The 26,112-nt window shown below is 70.3% G+C and carries 20 protein-coding genes and 1 tRNA gene; 6 read left to right on the top strand and 15 right to left on the bottom strand.

What is annotated here, in order from left to right; all coding sequences use genetic code 11:
* Positions 1–28 precede the first annotated feature (28 nt).
* The gene (locus ABEA33_RS17025) at positions 29–571 is read left to right on the top strand and encodes a GNAT family N-acetyltransferase (protein ID WP_345528076.1); all 543 of its coding nucleotides are present in this window, start codon (positions 29–31) and stop codon (positions 569–571) included.
* A 59-nt stretch (positions 572–630) separates the two neighbouring features.
* Here ABEA33_RS17025 and ABEA33_RS17020 read toward each other — a convergent pair.
* Together ABEA33_RS17020 and ABEA33_RS17015 are read right to left on the bottom strand one after the other, a co-directional pair.
* Positions 631–706: transfer RNA gene (locus tag ABEA33_RS17020), tRNA-Thr, on the bottom strand.
* 216 nt (positions 707–922) lie between these two features.
* A complete protein-coding gene (locus ABEA33_RS17015) occupies positions 923–1,105 on the bottom strand; it encodes a hypothetical protein (protein ID WP_345528075.1) in 183 nt (60 codons plus the stop codon).
* A gap of 130 nt (positions 1,106–1,235) precedes the next feature.
* On the opposite strand from ABEA33_RS17015, the gene ABEA33_RS17010 reads away from it, so the two are divergent.
* Positions 1,236–2,153, top strand: coding sequence for a LysR family transcriptional regulator (locus tag ABEA33_RS17010; RefSeq protein ID WP_345528074.1), 918 nt, complete (start codon positions 1,236–1,238; stop codon positions 2,151–2,153).
* A gap of 99 nt (positions 2,154–2,252) precedes the next feature.
* On the opposite strand, the gene ABEA33_RS17005 is transcribed toward ABEA33_RS17010, so the two are convergent.
* From ABEA33_RS17005 to ABEA33_RS16980, 6 genes are read right to left on the bottom strand one after another with little or no spacing between them, the layout of a single operon-like run.
* Entirely contained in the window at positions 2,253–4,583 is a 2,331-nt protein-coding gene (locus ABEA33_RS17005) for a sulfatase-like hydrolase/transferase (RefSeq protein ID WP_345528073.1), read from the bottom strand.
* 10 nt (positions 4,584–4,593) lie between these two features.
* Positions 4,594–6,270: a dipeptide ABC transporter ATP-binding protein gene (locus tag ABEA33_RS17000; RefSeq protein ID WP_345528072.1), complete on the bottom strand. Its 1,677-nt coding sequence runs from the start codon at positions 6,268–6,270 to the stop codon at positions 4,594–4,596.
* A 14-nt stretch (positions 6,271–6,284) separates the two neighbouring features.
* Entirely contained in the window at positions 6,285–7,169 is an 885-nt protein-coding gene (locus ABEA33_RS16995) for an ABC transporter permease (protein ID WP_345528071.1), read from the bottom strand.
* Positions 7,166–8,125 (bottom strand): ABC transporter permease, encoded by a 960-nt coding sequence (locus ABEA33_RS16990; RefSeq protein ID WP_345528070.1) that lies wholly within the window; start codon positions 8,123–8,125, stop codon positions 7,166–7,168. The genes ABEA33_RS16995 and ABEA33_RS16990 overlap by 4 nt, the downstream gene beginning before the upstream one ends.
* 15 nt (positions 8,126–8,140) lie before the next feature.
* Positions 8,141–9,721: an ABC transporter substrate-binding protein gene (locus ABEA33_RS16985; RefSeq protein ID WP_345528069.1), complete on the bottom strand. Its 1,581-nt coding sequence runs from the start codon at positions 9,719–9,721 to the stop codon at positions 8,141–8,143.
* Positions 9,722–9,777: 56 nt separating this feature from the next.
* Positions 9,778–10,959 (bottom strand): ROK family protein, encoded by a 1,182-nt coding sequence (locus tag ABEA33_RS16980; protein ID WP_345528068.1) that lies wholly within the window; start codon positions 10,957–10,959, stop codon positions 9,778–9,780.
* Between the two features lie 179 nt (positions 10,960–11,138).
* Between ABEA33_RS16980 and ABEA33_RS16975 the strand changes: the two genes are divergently transcribed.
* Positions 11,139–12,080 (top strand): TauD/TfdA dioxygenase family protein, encoded by a 942-nt coding sequence (locus ABEA33_RS16975; protein ID WP_345528067.1) that lies wholly within the window; start codon positions 11,139–11,141, stop codon positions 12,078–12,080.
* Positions 12,081–12,251: 171 nt separating this feature from the next.
* Here the strand turns inward: ABEA33_RS16975 and ABEA33_RS16970 are convergent, their stop codons facing one another.
* The 4 genes from ABEA33_RS16970 to topA all read right to left on the bottom strand — a co-directional run bounded on the left by ABEA33_RS16970 (position 12,252) and on the right by topA (position 18,445).
* On the bottom strand, positions 12,252–13,808 hold the full coding sequence (locus tag ABEA33_RS16970; protein ID WP_345528066.1) for an alpha/beta hydrolase: 1,557 nt from the start codon (positions 13,806–13,808) through the stop codon (positions 12,252–12,254).
* Entirely contained in the window at positions 13,805–14,989 is a 1,185-nt protein-coding gene (locus ABEA33_RS16965) for a DNA polymerase III subunit delta' (protein WP_345528065.1), read from the bottom strand. The genes ABEA33_RS16970 and ABEA33_RS16965 overlap by 4 nt, the downstream gene beginning before the upstream one ends.
* Positions 14,986–15,639 (bottom strand): dTMP kinase, encoded by a 654-nt coding sequence (gene tmk, locus ABEA33_RS16960; RefSeq protein ID WP_345528064.1) that lies wholly within the window; start codon positions 15,637–15,639, stop codon positions 14,986–14,988. Before tmk ends, ABEA33_RS16965 begins: the two co-directional genes overlap by 4 nt.
* Positions 15,640–15,742: 103 nt before the next feature.
* Entirely contained in the window at positions 15,743–18,445 is a 2,703-nt protein-coding gene (topA, locus tag ABEA33_RS16955; protein WP_345528063.1) for a type I DNA topoisomerase, read from the bottom strand.
* A gap of 173 nt (positions 18,446–18,618) precedes the next feature.
* Here topA and ABEA33_RS16950 point away from each other — a divergent pair, with 173 nt between their 5' ends.
* From ABEA33_RS16950 to ABEA33_RS16940, 3 genes are all read left to right on the top strand, one after another.
* On the top strand, positions 18,619–19,134 hold the full coding sequence (locus ABEA33_RS16950) for a sigma-70 family RNA polymerase sigma factor (RefSeq protein WP_345528062.1): 516 nt from the start codon (positions 18,619–18,621) through the stop codon (positions 19,132–19,134).
* A 1-nt stretch (position 19,135) separates the two neighbouring features.
* A complete protein-coding gene (locus tag ABEA33_RS16945; protein WP_345528061.1) occupies positions 19,136–19,831 on the top strand; it encodes a hypothetical protein in 696 nt (231 codons plus the stop codon).
* 70 nt (positions 19,832–19,901) lie between these two features.
* Complete coding sequence (locus ABEA33_RS16940) at positions 19,902–21,500, top strand: carboxypeptidase-like regulatory domain-containing protein (protein ID WP_345528060.1); 1,599 nt, start codon at positions 19,902–19,904, stop codon at positions 21,498–21,500.
* An 8-nt stretch (positions 21,501–21,508) separates the two neighbouring features.
* Here ABEA33_RS16940 and ABEA33_RS16935 read toward each other — a convergent pair whose 3' ends face one another.
* The 3 genes from ABEA33_RS16935 to ABEA33_RS16925 form a co-directional block, all read right to left on the bottom strand.
* Positions 21,509–22,975 carry a DUF7059 domain-containing protein gene (locus tag ABEA33_RS16935; RefSeq protein WP_345528059.1) on the bottom strand — a complete coding sequence of 489 codons (1,467 nt, stop codon included), beginning with the start codon at positions 22,973–22,975 and terminating at the stop codon, positions 21,509–21,511.
* A gap of 70 nt (positions 22,976–23,045) precedes the next feature.
* The gene (locus ABEA33_RS16930) at positions 23,046–25,433 is read right to left on the bottom strand and encodes a sodium-translocating pyrophosphatase (RefSeq protein WP_345528058.1); all 2,388 of its coding nucleotides are present in this window, start codon (positions 25,431–25,433) and stop codon (positions 23,046–23,048) included.
* Positions 25,434–25,623: 190 nt separating this feature from the next.
* Positions 25,624–25,962: an STAS domain-containing protein gene (locus tag ABEA33_RS16925; protein ID WP_345528057.1), complete on the bottom strand. Its 339-nt coding sequence runs from the start codon at positions 25,960–25,962 to the stop codon at positions 25,624–25,626.
* Between the last annotated feature and the right edge of the window lie 150 nt (positions 25,963–26,112).

Genomic DNA, 26,112 nt, shown 5'->3' with positions numbered 1-26,112 from the left:
GAGCTGATGGCGAGGCACCATGGCGCCTATGTCCTTGCCGACCCCCACGCTGCACACCGCTCGCCTGCGGCTGCGCCCCTTCACCGACGCGGACTCGGACGTGCTCTTCGCATTGCACAGCAATGCCTACGTGCTCCGCTACTGGGACGCACCGCCCTGGAGCGAACCTGTGCGCGCGGAGCGCTTCATCGCCGCTTGTCGGCAGCTGGCGGAGGAGGGCAGCGGGGCGCGGCTGGCCATCGACCGCACGTCCGACGGGGCGTTCGTCGGCTGGTGCAGCATCAGCCGATGGAACCCGGACTATCGCAGTGCCGCGATGGGATACTGCCTCGGCGAGGCGGCCTGGGGGCACGGCTACGCGACGGAGGCAGCGCGCGCCGTACTGCAGTGGGCGTTCGACACGTTGGACCTGAACCGGGTCCAGGCCGAGACCGACACCCGCAACGGGGCATCCGCCCGGGTCCTGGAGAAGCTCGGCTTCGTGCGCGAAGGGACGCTCCGACAGGACTGCGTCGTGGACGGGGTGGTCTCGGACTCGTGGGTCTACGGGCTGCTCAGGAGCGAGTGGTAGCCGGCCTGAGCGCAACGGAGAAGGCCCCACTCCGCATGACTGCGGAGTGGGGCCTTCTGTGGAGCCGCCTGTCGGAATCGAACCGACGACCTTCTCATTACGAGTGAGATGCTCTACCGACTGAGCTAAGGCGGCGTACTGCCCGGCTCACCGCATGCGGTCTCCGGGCAACCCGAGGAAGTATACGGAGGGCCGACCTCGGGCGCGAAACCGGCGTCACCCTCCACTTCCGGCGGCGAAACGCACCCCAGAAATGCACGATGCCCGGATCGCACAGATCCGGGCATCCAGGCCCCGACCGAGCGACGAACGCGACTACGTCGTACGGCGGGAAGTGCGGGTGAGCGAAGCTCAGGCGGCGAGCGCGACCTTCGAGGTCGACACGCTCTTCTTGCCGGTGACCATGGTCTGGTCGGCGCCGCACCAGCACGTGAAGGCGAGGACGATGCCGTGGTCGGTGTTGGTCATCGCGGTCACCATGCTCGGGAAGATGAGCTGGCGCTTCTCGCACGCGGTGCACTGGTGGTCGAACATGGTGGACCTCCCTCTCGGTTCCGGGACGGGGCTCCTGCCACCGTCGATGCCTCAATTCTCCGACAGTCGCAGACATAGGGGTAGCCTTAGTTTCCTTCGGAAAGCAAAGGTAAAACCTAGGGATGTGACCATGCTCTCGCTGCACCAGCTCACCTGCTTCCTGGCGACCTACGAGCACGGCTCGTTGACCGCGGCGGCCGAGGAGCTCGGCTACGCGCAGCCGTCGGTGTCCGAGCAGATCCGGACGCTGGAGAGGTCGCTCGGCGTCCAGCTCTTCCGCAGGGTCGGGCGCGGCGTCGTACCGACCACCGTCGCCGACACACTGCGCCCGCACGCCGAGCGGGTGCTCGCCGCCGTCGACGAGGCCCAGCAGTCGGTGCAGCAGGTCAAGAGCTTCGAGGCCGGCACCATCCGGTTCGGCATGTTCGGCACCGCCCGGCTGTACGCCGGCGCGAGCCTGGTCGGCGACGTGCTCTCGCGCTACCCCGGTGTGCGGGTGGAGCTGATCGGCCAGAACTCGATGGACGTGCAGGAGGACCTGCGCCGCGGCCGGATCGAGGCCGCCATGATCGCCGTACCGTCGGTCAGCAGCGAGGGTCTCGAGGTCACACCGGTCGCGCGTGACGAGCTCGTCTACATCAGCACCGACCCCACTCACCTCGAGACACCCATCACCGCACACCGGCTCTCGCGCGCGTCGCTGGTGATGCCGGAGACGACCTGGCGCGCGGACGACTCGACCCGCAAGGTGCTGCGCCAGATGCTGCACGAGACCGGTCGCAACCCGCAGACCCGGATCGAGGTCGAGGACGTCGAGACGGCGGTCGAGCTGGTCGGCATGGGCTACGCCGACTCCGTGATCCCCAAGGGCGCGGCGGTGCAGCTGATCCCGCGACTCGCGCCGAAGGCCGGGTGGGTCTCGCTGCGCCCTCGCCAGTGGGACACCTTCGCGATCGTGCACCGCGCCGGCGCCACCCTCTCCCCCGCGGCCAAGCTGATGATCGACCTCGCGACGACCCGGATCCAGGCCATCGCCGATCCCCTGTAGAACGCCGAGTCGGCGCAGATGAACCCGCGAGTCGGCGCAAAGTGACCCCCGGGAGGGTCACTTTGCGCCGACTCGAGGGTCACTTTGCGCCGACTCGGCCTAATGAGTGACCAGGTGGGCCTTGAGGAGCTGGTCGTCCGAGGGCACGAGGGCGTCGTCGCCGGTCTGGAGCACGACCTGCCGGATCGAGCCGGTGAAGGCGAAGCCGCGGCCGGGGCCGTAGTCCGACGTCACCGGGGTGCCGCGGTCGAGGCCGACATCGAGGGTCTGGTCCATCGAGTAGAAGAACGGCAGCGTCTGCTCGATCCGGCCTTCGCCGACCTTCTCGCCGTCGACCACCAGGCGCACGTCGCCGCCGCGACCGAGTCCCCCGCCGTCGTACGAGAAGAGCACCTCGGCCGCGTGGTCACCGTCGGTCAACGGCGTCGTGGCGCGCACGTGGGTCACGGTCACCGCGCCGAAGTTGTAGGCGTAGGTCACCAACCCGTCCTTCACGTAGAGCGACCAGCCGCCGAAGCCACCGCCCTGCGCGACCAGCACGCCCTCGGCGTCCGGGCCGGACGAGAACGAGGCGCGGATCGCGAACGACGTGTTCTTCAGGCTGGGTACGGCGTCCTCGCGCAGCCGGCCCGCCCCCGGGAGCAGCCGGATCGACCGCGGCGGAGCCGGGCGGCCTGCCGTCCGGGCATCGAAGCGGCCGGAGAGCTGGTCGTCCATCGGCAGCACCTGGTTGCGCCGCGCCTCGCGCAGGAAGAGGTCCTGCAGCTCGGCGAGCAGCACCGGCTCGTCCGCCGCCAGGTCCCGCGCCTGGGTCCAGTCCGAGCGGGTGTCGTACAGCTCCCACCGGTCGTCGGCCAGGCTCGGCGTGTTGGTCCGCGCGGTCTCCCACGGCGTCTTGTGCTTGGCGACGGCAGTCCAGCCCTCGTGGTAGATCCCGCGGTTGCCGAACATCTCGAAGTACTGGGTGACGTGGCGTTCCGGCGCTCCTGCGTCATTGAAGGAGTACCGGAACGACACGCCGTCCAGGGGCTGCTGCTCGACGCCGTTGACGACCTCGGGCACCGGCACGCCGGCGACCTCGAGCAGCGTCGGCAGCACATCGACGACGTGGTGCCACTGGTGGCGCACCTCGCCGCGCGCGTCGATGCCGGCCGGCCAGTGGACCACCAGGCCGTTGCGGGTGCCGCCGTAGTGGGACGCGACCTGCTTCGTCCACTGGTACGGCGTGTCCATGGCGACCGCCCAGCCCACCGGATAGTGGGCGTAGCTCTCCGGGCCGCCGACCTTGTCGATCTCGCTCGCGATCCGGGCGGTGTCGTCGCCGATGCCGTTGAGCCGCAGCGTCTCGTTGAGGGTGCCCTCGATGCCACCCTCCGCCGAGGCGCCGTTGTCGCCCAGGATGTAGAGCACGATGGTGTTGTCCAGCTCCCCCGTGGCCCGCAACGACTCGACCAGACGGCCGACCTGCGCGTCCGTGTGCTCGGCGAACGCGGCGTACACCTCCATCAGCCGCTGCGCGACCTCGCGGTCGGCCTCGGAGATCTCGTCCCAGTGCGGGACGCCGGGCGTCCACGGCGCGAGCTCCGCATCGACAGGTACGACGCCGAGCTCCTGCTGCCGCTGGAGGGTCAGCTCGCGCTGCCGGTCCCAGCCGTGCGCGAACTCGCCGGCGTACTTGTCGGCCCAGCCCTCGGGCACCTGGAACGGCGCGTGCGTCGCACCGAAGGCCAGGTAGGCGAACCACGGCTTGTCCGGAGCATGGGTGCGCACGTCGCGCACCCAGCCCTGCGCCTGGTCGACCAGGTCCTCGGACAGGTGGTAGCCCTCGGCCGCCGTCTTCGGCGGGTCCACGAAGGTCGTGCCCTCCACGAGGGTCGGCTCGAACTGGCTCGCCTCACCACCGAGGAAGCCGTAGAAGCGGTCGAAGCCCTCGCGGGTCGGCCAGCGGTCGAACGGCCCGGCGGCCGTCTGCTCCCACGACGGCGTCTGGTGCCACTTGCCGAAGGCACCGGTCGCGTAGCCGTTGTAGGACAGCGTCTGCGCGAGAGTGCCGGCGCTGAGCGGCCGGGTGGCGTCGTACCCGGGACGACCCGTCGAGATCTCCACGACCGTGCCCATGCCGACCGCGTGGTGGTTGCGCCCGGTCATCAGTGCGGCGCGCGTCGGCGAGCAGAGCGCAGTGGTGTGGAAGCGGCTGTAGCGCAGCCCGCCGTCGGCGAGCTGCTCCGCCACGGGCATCCGGCACGGCCCGCCGAAGGCGGACGAGGCACCGAAGCCCATGTCGTCGAGCAGGATCACGAGCACGTTGGGCGCGCCCTCGGGTGCCTTCGCCAGCGGCCTGCTGGGCAGCGCCTCGCCCTGGTCGCGGACGTCGACGGCGGCGTCGTACGACGGGCGGGTGCCGTCGAACGGCAGGTGGGTGCGGTCCATGGTGATCTCCTCAGGAGGCGATGTGCTGCTCACGCAGCGCCGGTCCGGTGGCACTGGTCACGAGGTTTGGGACCGTGGGATCGGGCACGGGTACGGCGGCCAGCAGCTGCCGGGTGTAGTCGTGCGAAGGGGCGCCGAAGACGCGAGCAGCAGGGCCGAGCTCGACGACCTTGCCGGACCGCAGGACGGCGACGTGGTCGGCGACCTTGTTGACGACGGCGAGGTCGTGGCTGATGAAGACGCACGCGAACCCCAGTCGTTGCTGGAGATCCGCGAACAGCTCCAGCACCTCGGCCTGCACGGAGACGTCGAGCGCACTGGTCGGCTCATCGGCGATGAGCAGCCGCGGGTCGAGGGTCAGTGCGCGGGCGAGGGCGACCCGCTGGCGCTGACCACCCGAGAGCTCACGCGGGCGGCGCTGGAGGAACGACTGCGGCAGTCGTACGGCGTCGAGCAGCTCGGTCACCCGCGCCTCGCGCCCCTTGCGGCTGCCGATCCCGTGGACGTCCAGCGGCTCGCGGATCGCCTCGGCGATCGAGAACCGCGGATCCAGGGACGCCTCGGGGTCCTGGTGCACGAAGGCCAGCCCCCGGCGCAGATCGGCGCGCCGCCGGCCCCGGGCGCGGACCAGGTCCTCGCCACCGACTCTGACCGTGCCACCCGCGAGCGGCACGAGGCCGGCCGCGAGTCGACCGAGCGTCGTCTTGCCGGAGCCCGACTCACCGACCAGGCCGAGCACCTGGCCGCGTTCGAGGCGGAGGGTCACGCCGTCGACGGCAGGCAGCACCCGGCCGCGCATCCGCGACCCGTAGTGGACCCGGACGTCGTCGTACTCCAGCGCGGCGACGGCGTCGGTCGCCACCGCCGGCGCGTCGTCGACCGTCACGGCGTGGACCCGCTCCTCGGGAGTGGGCAGCCGCGGGACGGCGTCGAGGAGCTGGCGGGTGTAGGAGTGCCGAGGAGCCGCGAACAGCTCGCGGGTGCCGGCCTCCTCGACCACCTCGCCCTGACGGAGCACGACCACGCGGTCAGCGAGGTGCGCCACCACGCCCATGTTGTGGGTGATGATCAGGATGCTGGTGCCGGTGCGGTCCCGGATCCGTCGCAGCAGCGCCAGGATCTCGGCCTGGACCGTCACGTCGAGCGCGGTCGTCGGCTCGTCGGCGAGCAGCAGCTCGGGCTCGTTGGCCAGCGCGAGCGCCAGCACGACCCGCTGCTTCTGGCCACCGGAGAGCTGATGCGGGTAGAAGCCCAGACGCTCCTCGGGATCCGGGATCTCGACCTCGCGCAGCAGCTCGACGGCACGGTCCTTCGCCGCCTTGCCGCGGACGCCGCCGTGGGCACGCAGCGCCTCGCCGATCTGCCAGCCCACGGTGCGGACCGGGTTGAGCGCCGTCTGCGGCTCCTGGAAGACCATCGCGACCTGGCGGCCCCGGACCTGGTTGAGCTCCGCTTCGGGGAGCCCGAGCACCTCCCGGCCACGCAGCCGGACGGACCCGGTCGCGATGGCTCCGTCGGGGAGCAAGCCGATGACCGCGCGTGCGGTCATCGACTTGCCCGACCCGGACTCGCCGACGAGGGCGACGACCTCCCCCTCCTCGACGGTCACGCTGACCGACCGGACGGCCGGACGAGGGTGTGAGAACGAGATACCGAGGTCGGTGATTTCCAGCAGGGATTCGGACATCGTTGGTTCCTTCCTCATGCCCTGCGGGCTTCCGCGAGCGCTTGGGAGACGAGCAGCAGGCTGAGGACCAGCGCCACCACGATGACGAGCGGTCCGACGGCGAAGAACGGCGCGTCGTACAGGTTGCGGACGCCGTCGCGGATGAGTGAGCCGAGCGACGGCTGCGGGGGGCGTACGCCGAGGCCGAGGAAGCTCATCGCGCCCTCGATGAACACGGCGACCGACATCGAGACCGCGAGCTGCACCAGCAGCGGCTCCATCGAGTTGGGCAGCACGTGTCGCCGCAGCTGCCAGAGCGATCCGGCGCCCACCACGTGTGCGGCCTCGACGTACGGCATCTCCCGGACGGAGCGCACCGAGGTCCGGGTGAGTCGGCCGAAGACCGGCAGCTCCACGGCCACGATCACGAAGAAGACCGTCCGCAACCCGGGGCCGACGAAGGCTGTGAGGGCGATCGCCAGGATCAGCGTCGGGAACGCCAGCACCAGGTCGAAGACCCGCTGTGCGACGACGTCGGTGAAGGTCCACCAGCTCGAGATCAGGCCCACAAAGATGCCGATCGCCGCCCCGATCGGCACCGCGAGGAAGACCACGATCAGGTCGGTCCGGATGCCGTAGAGCGTGCGGGAGAAGATGTCGCGGTTGACCTCGTCGGTGCCGAACCAGTGCGCGCCCGACGGTCCGACCAGGTTGGCGCCGGGGATCTGCTCGGTCGCGCTGTGCGGTGCCAGCACCGGCGCCAGCAGCCCGAGGGCGACCACGACACCGATCAGGACCAGCCCGGCGAGCCCCTTGCCGCGCCGCAGGGCGGTCCAGATGCCTGGTCGGCGACGCTGGTCGAACTGGTCGTCCGGCGACGTGGCCTCCGGCGCCGCGATGTCGATGAGGGACTCGCTCATGCTTGTGCTCCGATGCGAATGCGCGGGTCGAGCCACGCGTGGATGACGTCGGTGACCAGCTGGATGACGACGAAGACCCCGACCGAGAGCAGCAGCAGCACCTGCACGAGCGGGTAGTCCCGCCCGGAGATCGCCTCCTCGATCAGGCCGCCGAGGCCGGGCCACGTGAAGATCGCCTCCACCAGGACCGCGCCGCCGAGCAGCGTGCCGAACTGGATGCCGAGCACCGTGACGGCCGACGGAAGTGCGTTGCGCAGCGCCTGGGTCAGCACGATCCGGCGCCGCGAGATGCCGAGCGCCCGGGCGGTGGTGACGTACGGCTGGCGCAGCTCGGTGCGCAGCGACTCCGTGAGGAAGCGCGTGAGCGCCGCCCCGGCCCCGAGCGCCAGGCAGACCGCCGGGAGCAGGAGGTACTGCACCGAGAGGTCGGGCCTGGCGAGGAACCCGTCGGGCGGCGTACCACCCGCAGGCAACACCGGGAACACCACCGCGAACAGCAGGATCAGCACCAGCCCGGTGACGAAGGTCGGCAGTGCGATCGCGAGGGTGTTGCCGAAGGACAGCGTGGCGTTGACCCACCGGTTGTCGAGGACGACCGCGAGCACGCTGCACACCAGGGCCACGGCCATGGCGAGCAGCAGGGCGGTCACCGTCAGGACGATCGTGTTGACCGCCCCGTCGGCGACCAGGTCCTTGACCGAGCCGCCGATCCGGTACGACGTACCGAAGTCGCCGCGGAACAGCTGGCCCAGCCAGGTGACGTACTGCGTCACCAGCGGCTGGTCGAGCCCGAGGTCGGCCCGGATCGCGGCCCGCGCCTCGGGGCTCGCGTCCGGCCCGGCCAGGGTGGACACCGGGTCGCCCGGGACCATCCGCACCATGGCGAAGATCCCGAACGACGCGATGGCCAGCACGACCAGCGCCGACGGCAGGCGGCGGAGCAGGTAGGCACCCATGTCTGTCTGCTGTCCTCAGTCCGAGAGGTACGTCGAGCGGAGGTCGAGCTCGCCGCGCTTGGACATGCCCAGGTCGTGGACGTCCTTGGTCTCGGCCGTCTGGAAGTGCAGCAGCGCCATCTCGATCAGGAACAGGTTGTCGAGGAGGTCCTTGTTGAGCAACTTGTAGTCCTCGACGGCCTCCGGCGACGAGCCGCTGTCCTGGTTCCACGCGCTGTCCGCGTGCTCCTTGTAGGCCGACGACTCGAAGTGCGAGGCGTTCTTGTCCGCGTTGAACGGGTAGGCGCTGACCGCCAGCGTCGACGGCGTGTAGTGCGCGTAGCCGTGCTGCAGGATCCACAGACCGCCGAAGGTGCCGCCGATCAGCTGCTTGATGAACTGGCTGTACTCCGCCGGCTGCAGCTCGGTCTTGATCCCGACGGCCTCGAGGTTGGCCTGCACGATCTGGGCGACGGCCTCGTAGTTGGCGTTGCCGGCCGGGTAGGCCAGGGGGATGGTCGGGCTGCTGCCCAGCTCGGCGACGAGGGCCTTCGCCTTCGCGGGGTCGTAGGTGTAGGTCTCGTTGGCCTTCGCGTCGTGCGCCGGCGAGTAGTCAGGCCACGGCAGGTTGATCGGCGTGCCCTTGCCGCGGAAGACCTCGTCGACGATGCGCTGACGGTCGATCGCGAAGGCGATGGCCTGACGGAGCCTGACGTCCTGCAGGTCCGGGTTGGCCAGGTCGGCGCCGACGTAGATCTGCTGAACGGCGCCGTCGAAGCCGCTCACCGCGAACTTGCTGTCCTTGCCGAGGGTCTCGAGGTCACGGTTCGAGGCGCCGGTGACCAGGTCGAGCTGGCCGGAGCGGAGCTGGGAGACCTGCGCCTGCGGGTCGGAGACGATGTTGACCTGGATGCCGTCGAGGTGCGGCTCCTCGCCCCAGTAGTCGTCGTTCTTCTTGAACACGACCTTGGAGCTCGGCGTCCACGACTCGAACTCGAACGGACCGGTGCCGACGTACGTCTTGCCCGCCTTGAGGTCGTCGAAGGTCTCGCTGTCGATGATCGGGAGCATGTCGAGCAGGTCGAAGATGTTGCTGAGCTTGTGGTCGAACTTCAGCGTGATCGCGTGCGGGTCCGTGGTGTCGAAGCCGGTGATCGCGGCCGCGGTGCGCTGGAGCTGGACGGTCCAGGTGGGGTCGGCCCAGGTCTTGACGCTGAACTCCACGTCCTTCGAGGTGAAGTCCCGGCCGGTGTGGAACGTGACGTCGTCGCGCAGCTGCAGCGTGATCGAGAGGCCGTCGTCCGCGACCTGCCACGACTTCGCCAGCCGCGGCTGCGGCTCGAGGCTGTCGAGCGGGTAGTCGATCAGGCTGTCGTAGACCGCGCCGATCAGGGTGTTGGTCGCGTCGGAGGAGTTGGTGAAGATCGTCGCCGGCACGATGTCGGACGTCGAGCCGATGCGCAGGGTGCCGCCGTCGCTGGGGCCGGAGTCGCTGCCGCTGCTGCCGTTGGCCTCGTCGACCGCCGACGAGCACGCGGACAGCACGCTGAGGACCAGCAGGCCGACCAGCGCGAGGGCCAGGGCTCGGAGGCTGAGGGGTCGGTGGGATCTACGCACGGGGGCGTCCTTTCGAAGGGTGGTGCATCTCGGGAGACGGAGCCGGGTGAGAGGGGTCAGGCGGTCAGGTGCGCAGGCGACTGACATCGCCGGGACGTCGACGCGAGCCGGGGTACGGCGGCGAGCGGGTCGTCGTACACCGGACCGAGCGCAATGGTCCCGGCGGCGACGGCCTGGATGCCGGCGCCGAAGCGGGTGAAGGTCGGTGTGAGTGCCGGTAGCCGGGTGGTCTCGGCGAACGAGGAGACCACCTCGTCGAGCAGTGGCGGGTAGCCGGTGAACGCCTGGCCGACGAGGATCAGCCGGTCCGGGTTGACCATGTCGCGCACCGTCGCCGACAGTCGGCCGAGCAGGCGGGCCCGTCGACGGAGCAGACCCATCGCCAGATCGGAGCCGGCGGTCGCGGCGAGATAGACGTCCTCGATCTGCGCCTGCTCGACCAGGCCCGCGGCGTACGCCTCCTGGGCGATCGCCTGGTCGCCGGCGCTGGCGGAGAAGCAGCCGGCGTGGCCGCACGGGCAGACCACGTCGGTGCCCGCGGGGAAGTGGGTGAGGCTCCCGACCCGCGACACCTCGGTCTGCAGGCCCCGGTCGACGGCCATCACGAAGCCCGCGGAGTTGCGGGCGTAGAGGTAGGTGGTGACGCCGCCGGTGCCGTGCCGGCGGTGGATGAACTCGGCTGCGGCGACGGCGGCGATGTGGTCGGCGGTCGTGACGTCCAGACCGAGGACCTCCTGGAGCGCGGCACCGGTCGCCGTCGGCTCCAGGTCGAGGTCACGCCACGGCGCGACCAGCCCGGCGCCGAGCGGGACCCGGTCGGGAGCAGCGGCCAGCAGCCCGGCCGCGAGCTGCGAGATCAGCTGCAGGTCCACCGGAGCGCCGAGGCGGTGCGGTCGGGACTCGCTGGCGACGACTCGGCCGGACACGTCGCAGAGGGCGACCGTCGTCTCCTGCACGCCCTGGTGCACGCCCACGGCGACGTACGTCGTGGGGTCGATCTCGACCGGGGTCCCCGGCCGGCCGACGGCGCCGGTCGGGATCAGGTCGCGGCGTTCGCGCACCAGGCCGACGTCGGTGAGGGACGTGACGGCCCGGGCGATCGTCGCGTTGCTGAGGTCGGTGGCCCGGGCCAGCTGGTCGCGGGCGAGCGGGCCGGCTCCACGGAGCTCCTCGAGGACACGCGTCGCCGCCGAGGCGAGCTTGCCCCGCGAGACGACGACCATCGGCGACCGCTGCACCCTGCACTCCCTCCGAGGACTTGAAAGTCGAGTTACCTGATTGACTATAAGGATTATTAGCGGAGATGAGACGGGGTCTCAAACTCCGCCACGGGGTTCGAGTCAGCGTGAGAGAAACCCTTGGCCTGGGCGGCCCACCTCCGGACAGTGGCGACAGACCAACCTCTGAAAGGACCCTCATGACCATCAGCCTCGACCGGGAGACCGCACAGGTCACCGTCACCAAGCTCGGTGGGCGCATCGGTGCTCGCATCGACGGCGTCCGTCTCGGCGCCGACCTCGGAGAGGAGACCGTGGCCGCGATCCGGACCGCGCTCCTCGAGCACAAGGTCATCTTCTTCCGCGGCCAGAACCACCTCGACGACGAAGGTCAGATCGCCTTCGCCGAGCAGCTCGGTCAGCTCACGACCGCGCACCCGACGGTCAACACCGGCAGCGCGAGGGTGCTCAGCCTCGCCGCCAACAAGGGCATGGCCGCCAACAGCTGGCACACCGACGTGACGTTCGTGGACCGGGTGCCGGCGATCAGCGTGCTGCGCGGCGTCGCCATCCCGGCGTACGGCGGGACGACCAACTGGGCCAACACCGTCACGGCGTACGACTCGCTGCCGGCGCCGCTGAAGGCGCTGGTCGACAACCTCTGGGCCGTGCACACGAACGACTACGACTACGCGGCGACGGCGGAGAAGGGCGACGAGGTCAACTACGACAAGGACAACGTCTTCCGGCGCCAGGAGTTCACCCGGATCCAGTTCAAGACCGAGCACCCGGTCGTCCGCGTGCACCCGGAGACCGGCGAGCGCGCGCTCGTGCTCGGCCACTTCGTGAAGAACTTCGTCGGCCTCAACACCGCCGAGTCGCACGCGCTCTTCCAGCTGCTGCAGAACCGGGTCACCAAGCTCGAGAACACCGTCCGCTGGACCTGGGCCGAGGGCGACGTGGCGGTGTGGGACAACCGCGCCACCCAGCACTACGCGGTCGCGGACTTCGACGAGCAGTACCGCGAGGTCCGCCGGATCACCGTCGCCGGCGACGTGCCGGTCAGCATCGACGGCGAGCAAAGCCGGGTCATCCAAGGCGACGCCTCGGCGTTCTCCAGGCTGGACGAGCTGATTTCCTGATCGCGACCGCGCCAGCGGGCGCGATCGTCGGTGGTCGAGCAGCGACCGGGGACGCGCCAGCGGACCCGACGGAGCGTGTCGAGACCCAGTAGGTCGACGCTACGACATCAGCCCACGATCCGAAGCCCCGGGGACGCACCCTCCCCGGGGCTTCGTCATGTCTGGATCAGATCAACACGAGAGCCCGTCCTCCGGCACAGTGCCGTCGAGGAAGAACCCGTCGACCGCCTCGTCGACGCAGTCGCTTCCCTCGGTGTAGCCGGTGTGGCCGTCGCCGTCACGGCTGATCAGGACGCCCGACTCGAGTTGGTCGGCCAGGCTCTGCGCCCAGGCGTACGGCGTGGCCGGGTCGCGCGTCGTACCGATCACCACGATCGGTGCCGCTCCGGCTGCCGTGATGTCGCGGGTCGGCTCGCTCGACTCCGCCTGGATGCCGCCGCATGAGGTCAGGCCCCACGCGAACACGTCGCCGAAGGTCGGCGAGGCCTCCTCGAAGTCGCCCAGGTTGGCCGGCACCTCCGAGGCAGGGATCGACCACGGGTCGTCCAGGCAGCTGATCGCGTAGAAGGCCTCGGAGCTGTTGTCGGGGTAGCCGTCGTCGCCCCGCGAGGCGTAGAGGTCGGAGAACCGCAGCAGCAGGGTCCCGTCGCCGCCGAGCGCCTGCTTCAGCCCCGCCGTCAGGGCCGGCCAGTAGTCCGCGCTGTAGAGCGGCAGCACGATGCCGTAGAACGCGTTGCCCACGGCGAGATCGCGGTCGCCACTGGTCGGGAGCGGCTCCGCATCGGTGTCGTCGAGCAGCTGCTTCACTCGCGCCAGACCGGCCTCGAGGCTGTCCCCCAGAACGCAGTCACCGTCGTCGACGCAGTCCTGGACGTAGGCCCGCAGCGCCGTCTCGAAGCCGGCCGCCTGCTGGAGCGTCTGCTCCCGCGAGCTCAGTGCCACGTCGACCGCCCCGTCGAGGACCAGCCTCCCGACACGGTCGGGGAAGAGATCGGCGTACGTCGCACCGAGCTCGGTGCCGTAGGACGCTCCGTAGTAGGTCAGCGTCGATTCGCCGAGCGTCGAGCGGAGCACGTCCATGTCGCGGGCGGCCTCGACGGTGGTCACGTGGGCGGCCAGGTCGCCGGAGAGCTCGGCGCAACCGCGGCCGATCTCGTCGACGAAGCCCGTGAAGGTGTCGACCTCGGCCGCCGTGTCCGGGTCGGGGTCCTGCGCGATGTACGCGTCGAGCTCGTCGTCGGAGAGGCAGTCGACCGGTGCGCTCGCGCCGGTGCCGCGGGGGTCCATGCCGACGACGTCGTAGGCATCGAGGACCGGCGCGCGGAAGACGGCACCTGGCGTCGCCGCACTGTCGGCGTAGTCGGTGGCGGGCGCACCCGGACCACCGGGGTCGACCACCAGCGAGCCGATCCTGCTGCCGGGTTCGGCGGCCGGCACCTTGAGGACCGCGAGCTCGATCGTCTCGCCGTGCGGCCTGCGGTAGTCGAGCGGGACCTCGAGGGTCGAGCACAGCCGGCCGCCGCGGCACCAGTCCCAGCTCAGGGTCTGGGAGTAGAAACGCGCCAGAGCTGGCCTCGGTGCGTCGTTCGCCCCGGGCTGTGGGGTCGTGGTGGGCACGGAGCGCGGGTCCGTCGGGGTGTCGCCGCGGCCGATCACCGTCAAGGCAGCGATGCCGACCCCGGTGAGGACGAGCGCGATGACGAGGAGGAGCGCGACGGCCCGCTTCACCCGGTGCGCACCTCGGGCGCGACCAGGGCGAGCATCATGGACTCGAGCGCCAGCGCGGGCTGCACGTTGAACTCCAGCATCTGCTCGCGGGCCTCGAAGATCGCGGCGATCCGGCGCAGCTGGACCTCGGGCGAACCGGTCCGCGCCAGGCGCTCGACGTCACCGCGGATCTCCTCGTTGACCAGGGCTCCGGAGGCACCCGCCGACACCGCGATCGCGTCTCGGTAGACCGAGACCAGGTCCATCAGGCCACGGTCGACGACGTCGAGGTGGCGGCGCTTGGCACGGGTCTTCTGGTCCTTCTCCAGGTCGCGCAGGGCCGGGGCGTACTCGCGAGGCCGACGGCCGCGTTCGACCACGCCGTACGCCGAGTCGAGGTCGGCCTTGTCGCGAGCGTCGAGCTCGGTGGTGATCGCCTCGGCCTCTTGCTTGGCGACCTCGTTGAGCGCGGACGCCCGGCTCATGCAGGCACCCAGCGAGACGAGCTGGGCGGGGATCGCGACCACCTCGCGGCGCCGGTTGCGGGTGTCCTCGTCGCGTGCCAGCGCGCGGGCCCGGCCGATGTGGCCCTGGCTGGCCCGGGCGGCGTACGACGCGAGCGCTTCGTTGACGCCCTCCGTGCGACGCAGGAAGTCGGCGACGGCGTCCGCGGTCGGGGTGGTCAGGGTGATCAGGCGGCAGCGCGAGCGGATCGTCGGGAGCACGTCCTCCACGGTCGGGGTGCACAGCATCCAGACGGTCCGCGGCGCAGGCTCCTCGATGGCCTTGAGAAGTGCGTTGCACGCACCCTCGGTGAGCCGGTCGGCGTCCTCGATGATGACGATCTGCCAGCGGGGACCGACCGGGCTCAAGGCGGAGCGGCGCACCAGGTCGCGCACCTCGTTGATGCCGATCGAGAGCCGTTCGGTGCGGATGACGGAGACATCGGCGTGCGACCCGGCCAGCACGGTGTGGCACGAGTGGCAGGTGCCGCACCCGGGCGGCTCCTTCCCATCAGCGGGTCCGCTGTCGCGTCCCCGCTCACACTGCAGGGCCGCAGCGAACGCGATCGCGGCGTTGGACCGGCCCGATCCGGGCGGGCCGGTGAAGAGGAAGGAGTGGCTCATCCCGTGGCCGCTCGCCGCGGCCTGGAGCGCCTCGACGGCCTTGCGCTGCCCGACCAGCTGGTCCCACACGCTCATCGGCGTACCGCCTGGGTGAGCAGGGGCGTGACGGCTGCCTGGATCTGTGCGGCGATCTCGTCGACGTCGGAGCGAGCGTCCAGCACCAGGTAGTGCTCGGGCTCGGCCTTCGCCATCGCCACGAACGCCTCGCGGACCCGCTCGTGGAACTCCACGGACTCGCCCTCGATCCGGTCTCGGCCCGCAAACCTGCTCAGTCCGTGACGAGGGTCCAGGTCGAGCACGACGGTGAGGTGCGGGCGCAGGTCGTGCGTGGCCCAGCGGGCGACGTGCTCGACCTCCTCGACCACCAGAGACCGGCCGGCCCCCTGGTAGGCCAGCGTCGAGTCGACGTAGCGGTCGGTGATCACGACCTCGCCCCGTCCGAGCGCGGGGAGTACGACGGTGTCGACGTGCTCGGACTTGTCCGCGGCGTAGAGCAGTGTCTCCGTGCGGTCGGAGAGCTGCCCGGTCTCGGGACTGAGCACGATCCGGCGCAGCTCGCGCCCGACGATCGTGTCGCCGGGCTCGAAGGTCAGGAGCACGGCGTACCCCTGCTCCTGCAGCCAGTCACGCAGCAGCCCCGACTGGGTCGACTTGCCCGACCCCTCGCCGCCCTCGAAGCACACGAAGACGCCGGTGTCGACGTAGGACCCCGGCCACCCGCTCACGTCGTACACCTTAGGTGGCGGCTCCGACGCGATGGCGATGAGTCTCGGGACGTCATCCGAATCGTGGCCCCTGGACCTCGATTCGGATGACGTCCCGCGGCGCCTACGACTTCTTGGCCGCGGCCTTCTTGGTCGTCTTCTTGGCGGTGGTCTTCTTCGCCGCCTTCTTGGCCGGGGCCTTCTTCGCGCCCTTCTTGGCCGCCTTCTTGGTGGCGGGGCCCTTGGCGCGGCGCTCGGCGAGCAGCTCGGCGGCCCGCTCGAGCGTCACCGCCTCGACGCTGTCGTCCTTGCGGAGGGTGGCGTTGTACTCGCCGTCGGTGACGTACTCGCCGAAGCGGCCCGCCTTGACGACGACGGGCTGGCCCGAGACCGGGTCGTTGCCGAGCTCCTTGAGCGGAGCGGCAGCGGCGGCGCGGCCGCGCTGCTTGGGCTGGGCGTAGATCCGCAGCGCCTCGTCGAGGGTGATGCTGAGCAGCTGGTCCTCGGAGGTCAGCGACCGCGAGTCGGTGCCCTTCTTGAGGTACGGGCCGTAACGACCGTTCTGCGCGGTGATCTCGTCGCCCGACTCGGGGTCGGCGCCGACCACGCGCGGCAGCGAGAGCAGCTTGACCGCGTCGTCGAGGGTGACCGTGTCGAGGGACATCGACTTGAAGAGCGAGCCCGTGCGCGGCTTGGCGCTCTTCTTCGCGTCCTCGGGCAGCACCTCGGTGACGTAGGGCCCGAAGCGGCCGTTCTTGGCCACGACGTGCAGCCCCGTCTCCGGGTGGACGCCCAGCTCGATCTCCTCGCCGGCGGGGTTGGCCAGGAGCTCCTTGGCCTTCTCCAGGGTGAGCTCGTCGGGCGGCAGGTCGTCGGGCACGTTCGCGCGGACGGCGTACGGCGTGCCCTCGTCGTCGGGGCCCTCCAGGTAGGGGCCGTAGCGGCCGACCCGGAGGTTGATCCCGCTGTCCGGGCCACCCACCGGGAAGGTCGCCAGCTCGCGCGCGTCGATGTCACCGAGCCCATCGACCAGCGGCTTGAGGCCGGTGACCGCGTCGGAGCCGTAGTAGAACTCCGACAGCTCGGTGTTGCGGTCCTTACGGCCACCCGCGATCTCGTCGAGGATGTCCTCCATGCCAGCGGTGAACTCGTAGGACACCTGGCGCGGGAAGTGCTCCTCCAGCAGCCGGATGACCGAGAACGCCAGCCAGGCCGGCACCAGCGCCGTGCCCTTCTTGTAGACGTAGCCGCGGTTGATGATCGTGCCGATGATCGAGGCGTACGTCGAGGGTCGGCCGATCTCCCGGTCCTCGAGCTCCTTGATGAGCGAGGCCTCCGTGTAGCGGGCCGGCGGCTTGGTCTCGTGGCCGTTGGCGCTCAGCGAGGCGGCCGACACGGAGTCGCCCTCGTGGAGGTCCGGCAGCGGCACCTGGTCGTCGTCGCTGCGCTTGCCACCCTCGGTGCCCTCGACGTACGCCTTGAGGAAGCCGTGGAACGTGATGACCCGGCCGGACGCACCGAAGACGACGTCGCGACCGTCGGAGGCGGCGCCGCCGATGCGCACCGAGACCGACTGGCCGACCGCGTCCTTCATCTGCGACGCGACGGTGCGCATCCAGATCAGCTCGTAGAGCCGGAACTGGTCCCCGGTCAGCCCGGTCTGCGCCGGGGTCTGGAAGCTCTCGCCCGCTGGGCGGATCGCCTCGTGCGCCTCCTGGGCGTTCTTGACCTTGCTGGCGTAGGTGCGCGGCGCGTCGGGCAGGTACTCCGCGCCGTACAGCTCTCGCACCTGCGTCCTGGCCGCGTTGACGGCGCCACCGGACAGCGTGGTCGAGTCCGTACGCATGTAGGTGATGAAGCCGTTCTCGTACAGGCGCTGGGCGACCGACATGGCCACCGACGGGCTCATGCCGAGCTTGCGGCTGGCCTCCTGCTGGAGCGTGGTCGTGCGGAAGGGCGCGTACGGCGAGCGCCGGTAGGGCTTGGCCTCCACCGAGCGGACGTCGAACGTGGTGTCGCCGAGTGCGGCGACCAGCGCCTCCGCGGCGGTGCGGTCGAGGTGGACCCGCTCGTCCTTCTTGGTCTTGAGCAGTCCGTCGGAGCCGAAGTCGGAGCCACCGGCGACGCGTCCGCCGTCGATCGAGTGGAGCTTCGCCGGGAACATCCGGGGGTCCTTGGAGGCGCCGGCGTCGAAGGTGCCCTCGAGGTCCCAGTACGACGCGACCCGGAAGGCCATCCGGTCGCGCTCCTTGGCGACCACCAGGCGGGTGGCCACGGACTGGACCCGGCCGGCGGAGAGGCCGGACATGACCTTCTTCCACAGCACCGGGCTGACCTCGTAGCCGTAGAGGCGGTCGAGGATGCGCCGCGCCTCCTGGGCCTCGACGAGGTCCATGTCGAGCTCGCGGGGGTTGTCGGCCGCGTCGAGGATCGCCTGCTTGGTGATCTCATGGAAGACCATCCGCTTGACCGGGATGTTGTCCTTCGGCTTCAGCTCGTCGAGGAGGTGCCAGGCGATCGCCTCTCCCTCGCGGTCCTCATCGGTGGCGAGGTAGAGCTCGTCGGCGTCCTTCAGCAAACCCTTGAGCTTGGTGATGTGCGACTTCTTGTCGCGGGGCACGACGTAGTAGGGCTCGAACCCGTTCTCGACGTCCACGGCGAGACGGCCCCACGACTTGTCCTTGATCTTGGCGGGGGTGTCGGCGGCGCTCTGGGGGAGGTCGCGGATGTGGCCGATGGAGGACTCGACGACATAGCCCTGGCCGAGGTACTCGCCGATCTTGCGAGCCTTCGCCGGGGACTCGACGATCACCAACTTGTGAGCCACGGGGTTTTTGTCTCCTTCGGTGGTGTCCCGGTCGCTCTCCGGGTCCTTCGGCTGGACACGGTAGCGCGAACGTCGCCGAGCCCGTTCTCGCGTGCCCTCAACGTTCCGCCGCGTGCTGCCGTCAAGGAAGAGTAGGTGAGAGACCTGAACACAGCCTCGGAGGCGGCGTGAACATGGACAAGGTGCAGGACTTCGCGGAGTTCGCGGCGGTGCAGACCCGACCGCTGCTCGGCTTCGCGCACGCCCTGACTGCCGACTCGCACGACGCCTGGGACCTGACCCAGGAGACGCTCGCCAGGATGGGCGAGCGGTGGGGACGGTCCCGGTTCGACGAGCCCGCGGCGTACGCCCGGACAGTGATGGTGCGACTCAACATCGACCGGATCCGCCGGCTGCGCCGCGAACTCCCGCTCCTCGGCGGCCCCCGCGACCAGGCGCCGGTCGAGCTGGTCGGCGAGACCGACGCCTGGCTGGTCGAGGCCCTCGTGACCCTCTCACCTCGACAGCGCACCGCGCTGGCCCTGCGGTACGTCGAGGACCTCGACGTCCGCGCCATCGCCGAGCGGATGGGCTGCTCGGAAGGCACCGTCAAGAGCCAGCTGTCCCGTGGGACGGAGCGGCTCCGAGAGCACGCGCGCGAGCACGGCCCGCTGCGCACCGGCACAGCCGGCACGAGCACAGGAGACTGAGATGACCGAAGAGCAGATCAAGGACGGCTACGACCGGCTGAACGGCGCGCTCGCACCGCCCCTCGACGCCGAGGAGCGGGTGGATCGCCGGGTCGCGGCACGCCGCCGGCACCGCCGCACGGCGGTCGCGGGGGGCTGCGCCTTCGGGGTGCTGGCCGCCGCGGGGATCGTGGGTTCCTCACTGGGCGGCGACGACCGCTCCGGGACTGGCGTCGCGGCAGATCCGAGCGGTGGCCCGGTCAGCACGCTGACGCTCATCCGGGCAGACGGCTCGACCCACGTCTTCGACGAAGTCCGGGTTTCCTGCGTGCCTCTTCGCGACGGCGCCGCACCACGCAACCGCGCGGAGGAGCTCGATCAGTCGCTACGGATCAGGGCGACCAGTCCCCGCGTGCTCGCCGACGGACAGCCCGTCGAGCCGATCTTCGCCTTCCTCGGGGTGCTGGAGAAGATCGAGGGCGATCGGACGTTCACCTTTCCCCAGGGCGAGGTGCGGTCGCTCGCCGAGCTCCCGGTCCTGCTCTGGTTGGGGGACAGCGGCGACGACCTGCGCATCGCGCCCGGCGACGCCACGGGCACCGTCAGGGTCGTGTCCGCGTCCTGTGACCCGGTGCCCGAGCTGCACCTCGAGGTCTCCCTGTCTCTCGACGGCAAGGGCGAACGGCCGCCCGTCGACCTGGTCGGAACCCTGCCCTGACCGGTCTAGACCAGACTGTGGATGTCGGGATTCACCTACACCCGCGACAGTGAGTGCCGAGGATCTGAGCATGCGCTCCCTCTCCGGACCTGCTCGCCGCAGGCCCCAGCTCCTTGCTGCCGTGCTCGGACTGTCGCTCGTCCTCCCGATCGTGTCGCTGGCGGCGCCGGCCCATGCGGTGCCGCAGACAGCGGTGACCGTGACCGTCGTCGACGCCAACGGCGAAGCGATCGATGACGCCGAAGTCGATGTCTCGACCTTCGCCGGGCCGGAGGTGGAGTCTGGCCGAACCCAGGAGGACGGGACAGTGGACTTCCCGCTCGCGACCGGCTCCTACCAGGTGGCGGCCTCGAAGGACGGGTTCGCGAGCGCTGACTACCGGAACGACGAGGGTGGGATCGCCAGGATCGAGGTCGACACGAGCGCTGACCCCTCGGTCACGGTCGATGGTGAGGAAGCCGAGGACGGGTCCCTCCCATCGATGACGCTGCAGAGCACGCCGGTGGCCGTGATCGGCCAGGTGCTGGGCGCGGGCAACGCCGGCCTGCCCGGCATCACGGTCCAGGCCACCCCCCAGGACGGCCCCCCGATCCTCACGCAGAGCACGACCGGCGGCGGGTTCACCCTCCCGCTCCCGATCGAGACCTACACGCTGACCTACCTCGGTGCGGTCGTCGGCAACCACACCTACGTGAACACGCCTGGTGGCGAGCTCGTGGTCGGTCAGGGTGCGGCCCCCACGCTCGCCGCGCAAGCCATGACGATCGACGACGGCAGCACCAAGTTCGACCTCAAGGGCACGATCTCCAACTGGAACGGCGAGCCGCTGACCGGCGTCGCGGTCACCGTGCTCACGGAGGGCGGTAGCGCCGCCGTGGCATCGGACACCAGCCGGGCCATCGGTGGCGATCTCGGCGCGTTCCAGATCGGGGTGCGGCCCGGGAAGTACTGGCTGCGGTTCGAGAAGGCGGGCTACCAGTCGACGTACCTCGAGAACGGGGTCGACGAGGGTCCGGTGACCGTGACGGTCAGCCCAACCGGCACCGTGTCGGCCGCCGAAGTCGAGCTGAACGCCGACGGATCGCTGCCGGACGTCACGCTGCTGCTGCCTCCGGCCGCGGTCGTGAAGGCTCCCAAGCTCACGGGTGCAGCAGTCGCCGGCCAGACCCTGACCCTGAGCCCCGGCACCTGGCAGGGCATCGAGGTCGACTCCGACTACGTCCTCGTCGAGTGGTTCATCGACGGCACGCCGGCCGACGACTACTCCGCCGGCGCGTGGTCCCAGAAGTTCGACGTACCCGTTGCCGCGGTCGGCAAGAAGATCGGCTTCAAGATCACGGTCGACGACCCGGAGGGTGCCCACGCGTCCTCGGTCTACGCGGGTTCGACCGGTGTCGTGCCGAAGGCCGCTGCGCGCATCAAGGGCGCGTTCAAGAAGGGCAAGCTCCTGGTCACCCTCACCGTGGCGGGCCTGCCCAAGCCGACCGGCAGCTTCCTCGTCAAGGACGGCAAGAAGACGCTCGTGACGGTCAAGCTGAAGGCCAAGAGCAAGGGCAAGGCCGTCGTGAAGCTGACCAAGCTCAAGCCCGGCAAGCACAAGCTCACCCTGGTCTACGCCGGGAGCAAGACGATCAAGGCCGCCAAGGCGACGGTGAAGTTCAAGAGCTGAGGTAGGAGTCAGGCCTCCAGGAAGCCCTCCGCGACCAGTTCCTGCACGGTCGGGAGGTACGTCGCGCGCGTCTGCGCGGGGTCGAGGTCGAGCAGCTCGGCGAGGGCGTCCAGGATCTGTCCGACGCTGAGCTCGCCGTCGCAGGCGCCGACGAGCGCGGCCTCGACGGTGTCGGCCTGACGGGCCCGGCGCAGCCCCCGCTGCTGACGCAGCACGACCACCTCGGGGTCGGCGGCGCCGGGCGCACCGACGGTCTCCTGCTGGATGTCCGGGCGGACGACGAGCCGGGAGTCCAGGTCGACGACGACGTCACCCGCGCTCGCCCACGAGTGCAGCGCGGGCGCGATCGGCTGCTCCACGTCGTACGGCCACTCGAGGAGGTCGCGGACCGGCTGCGCGGCACCGGAACGGCGCAGGTTGATCCAGCCGAACCCGACTGCCTCGATGCCCTGCTGCTCGAACCACGACACCCAGGTGTCGTAGCGGGTCGCGTAGTCGGGACCACCGTGCTGGCCGGCGTCCTTGAGCCAGAGCTCGACGTACGACGCCGGGTCGATGACCTCGCGCTGGACGACGTAGGCGTCGCACTCGTCGTCGACCCAGGACGCCAACCGGTCCTCCCAGTCCTGGCCTGTCGGGATCACCCAGTTGGCCAGGACCTGGCACCAGCCGCCCTCCGTCAGGTGGTCGGGGGCCGTGCGCACGATGTGCTCGACCACGCGGTCACCCGGTAGGCCGGAGTCGCGGTAGACCAGGCGCTCGCCGGTCGCCGGCGAGATCACGAACGGCGGGTTGGTGGCGATCAGGTCGAACCGCTCGCTCGCCACCGCCTCGAAGAAGGAGCCGGCGCGGACGTCGACCGGCGTGCGGACGTCGTTGAGGGCGACGTTGAACCGAGTCAGCCGCAGCGCCCGTTCGTTGACGTCGGTCGCCACCACGGCGCCGCTGTGGCCGGCCAGGTGCAGCGCCTGGACTCCGCAGCCGGTCCCGAGGTCGAGCGAGCGGGCGACCTGCTCGCGGATGGTGAGCTGGGCCAGCGACGTCGACGCGGAGCTGATGCCCAGGACGTGGTCGGGCCCCACCCGGTTGGGGCCGCCGTCGAGCCCCGGAGTGAGGTCGCTGACCACCCACAGGCTGTCCCCGTCCGCGGCGTACGGGCGCACGTCGAGGCGGGCCGCGACCTCGCCGACCGAGCGCTCGAGGAACCCTTCGGCGGCGAGGCGGTCGACCAGTCCCGGGAGTGCCCGCTCGGCCGACTCGAGGTCGACGACGGCCTGGAGGAGGAAGAGCCGGGTCAGCGTCTCGAGGGGCCCGCTGCCCGTCGTACGGCGCAGTGCGGGCGTCGTCTCGTTGCGCGCCAGCGCGTCGTGCGCGGCGGGACCGAGCAGCTCGGCCACCCGGTCGTAACTGAAGTCCGCGGCCACCAGGGCATCACGCAGACGGTGCGGGAGCGGTGCGGCCACGTCGTCAGTCACGGCAAGAGCCTAGAGGCCCGCAAATGAACGTTGACCCGCCCACAGGTCGTGGACGGGTCAACGCCGATTACTAGTGCTGGTGGGGCGCCTGGAACTGCTGGGTCGGAGCCGGATCGCTCGGCGGCGGCGGGGGCGGCTCGGTCGGCGGGGGCGGCGGAGGCGGCGGCGGGGCCGTCGCACCCGGCGCGTCGTCACCGATGGTGACCTCGCGCTGCTTGGACACGTAGACCGCCCCGGCGATGATCGCCACCGCCACCACGGCGATCACGATCCGGGCCGCGTCGTTCTGGTCGTCGCCGACGCTCAACGAGACCACGGCACTGGCGATCAGCAGCGAGACCAGGTTCATCACCTTGATCAGCGGGTTGATCGCCGGGCCGGCGGTGTCCTTGAACGGGTCGCCGACGGTGTCGCCGATGACCGTGGCCGCGTGGGCCTCGGAGCCCTTGCCGCCGTGGTTGCCGTCCTCGACCAGCTTCTTGGCGTTGTCCCAGGCACCGCCCGAGTTGGCCAGGAAGACCGCCATCAGGGTGCCGGTGCCGATGGCACCGGCGAGGAAGCCGGCCAGGGCGGTCGCCCCGAGGCCGAAGCCGACCGCGACCGGCGCCAGCACCGCGAGGATGCCCGGCGTGGTCAGCTCGCGCAGGGAGTCCTTGGTGACGATGTCGACGACCTTGCCGTACTCCGGACGGCCGGTGCCCTCCATGATCCCGGGGATCTCCCGGAACTGGCGACGGACCTCGTAGACGACCGCGCCCGCAGCCCGGGCGACGGCGTTGATCGCCAATCCGGAGAACAGGAAGACCACGGCCGCACCGAGGAGCACGCCCACGATCACGGCGGGGTTGAAGACCGAGAAGTCGAGCAGGTAGGCCTCGTCCGGCCCCACGTTGGCCTCGTTGAGCGCCTCGAACACGGACGTCGCGTACGACCCGAAGAGCGCCGTGGCCGCGAGGACCGCCGTCGCGATCGCAATGCCCTTGGTGATCGCCTTGGTCGTGTTGCCGACCGCGTCGAGGTCGGTGAGGATCTGCGCGCCGTGCTCGCTGACGTCACCCGACATCTCCGCGATGCCCTGCGCGTTGTCGGAGACCGGGCCGAACGTGTCCATCGCGACGATCACGCCGACGGTGGTCAGCAGCCCGCAGCCGGCGAGCGCCACCGCGAACAGCGACACCGTGAGGGCGGCGCCGCCGAGCAGGTAGGCGCCGAACACGGCGGCGCCGATCACGAGCGTCGTGTAGACCGCGGACTCGAAGCCCACCGAGAGCCCGGACAGGATCACGGTGGCCGCGCCGGTGAGCGAGGTCTTGCCGACGTCCTTGACCGGGCGGTGCTCCGTGCCGGTGTAGTAGCCGGTGAGGGCCAGGATCCCGGCCGACATCACGATGCCGATCACGACCGCCGACGCCGCGATGAACCGCGGGTCGCCGTCGGCGGTGGACAGGCCGCCGGCGATGTTGTTGAACTCGCTGAAGCTGCCCGGCAGGTAGACGTAGGCAAGGATCACGCTGGCCACGGCGGCGATGCCCGAGGACAGGTAGAACGACCGGTTGATGGTCGTCAGCCCGTTGACGCCGGCCTGCGGCCGGGTGAGGTAGACACCCGCGACGGCCGTCAGCGCCCCGATGGCGGGGATCAGCAGCGGGAACACCAGCCCCTTGTCCCCGAACGCCTGAGAGCCGAGGATCAAGGCGGCGACGAGGGTGACGGCGTACGACTCGAAGAGGTCGGCGGCCATGCCCGCGCAGTCGCCGACGTTGTCGCCCACATTGTCGGCGATCGTCGCCGCGTTGCGCGGGTCGTCCTCGGGGATGTTGTTCTCGACCTTGCCCACGAGGTCGGCACCGACGTCGGCCGCCTTGGTGAAGATGCCGCCGCCGACACGCATGAACATGGCGAGCAGGGCGGCCCCGAAGCCGAAGCCCTCGAGCACGTCCGGCGCCTCGTCCTGGAAGAACAGGACGACGAGGCTCGCGCCGAGGAGTCCGAGACCCACGGTCAGCATGCCGACCATGGCTCCGGTCCGGAGGCCGATCCGCATGGCGGGTTCGCGGCCCTCGGTGTTGGCCGCGGCCGCGACGCGCAGGTTGGCCCGCACGGCGAGGTTCATGCCGAGGTACCCGACCGTGGCGGAGAACCCGGCGCCGACCAGGAAGAAGACGGAGCGGAAGATGCGGACGCCGGCGTCATCGGCCGGTAACGCCAACAACCCGAAGAACGCGATCGCCGCAAAGATGGCGAGCGTCCGGAACTGCCGGGTCAGGTAGGCGTTCGCGCCCTCTTGGACCGCTTGGGCGATGTTCTTCATGTTGTCGGTGCCTTCACCGGCGGCAAGGACCTCCTGGCGGAACATCGCTGCCATCGCAAGCGCGCCCAGCGCGATGAGTGCGACAACGATGACCAGGACGAGATTGCCCCCGGAGAGCTCCACGACAGCGGGACTGATCCCCGTCATGCGGTTCCTCCTGAGTGTGCTGCTGGAGTGATGCAGATCTCATACGGACGGGCCGGAGTCTACGCAGGGTCACGCCCCAGAGAGCACCGGGATGTGACGTGGAACATATGGCGTGTCGCGAACACGCCGCAAATGGCAGCCGCCCCGGCGTCCGAGGACGGCGGAGCGGGGGTCGGTACGACGAGGGTGATCAGCTGCCCGCGAGGGCCGCCTCGGCGGAGTCGTGGATCACGAACACCTTCGCGAGGCCGGTGATCCGGAAGATCTTGAGCAGGCGGTCCTGGTTGCAGACCAGCTCGAGCGTGCCGTCGTGGGCCCGGACCTTCTTCAGGCCGCCGACCAGGACGCCGAGTCCGGTGGAGTCGAGGAACTCGACCTCCTCCATGTCGACCACGATGTCGTAGGCCCCGGCGGCGACCAACTCGGTGATCTTGTCTCGCAGCTTCGGGGCCGTGTAGACGTCGATCTCGCCACCGACCGCAACGATGGTCTTCCCACCGGCGTCGCGCGTCGTCAGGGTCAGGTCCACCACTAGTCTCCCGGTGCAATTCGTTCGGTCGACCGGTCCGCGGCGGCGCTTGCCCCCGGCGTCCGGCCTGGTCAATGAAACCACGCTGATGCCGTCCCGCGCACAAAGTAGCCAACAAGCCCGAGACGAACCTCGCGAGGCAGAGTACGA

Source organism: Nocardioides endophyticus (genome assembly GCF_039543845.1).
GTDB lineage: Bacteria > Actinomycetota > Actinomycetes > Propionibacteriales > Nocardioidaceae > Nocardioides > Nocardioides endophyticus.
The sequence above is the reverse complement of the archived record's forward strand: the minus strand, read 5'-3'. Positions and strand labels throughout refer to the sequence as shown.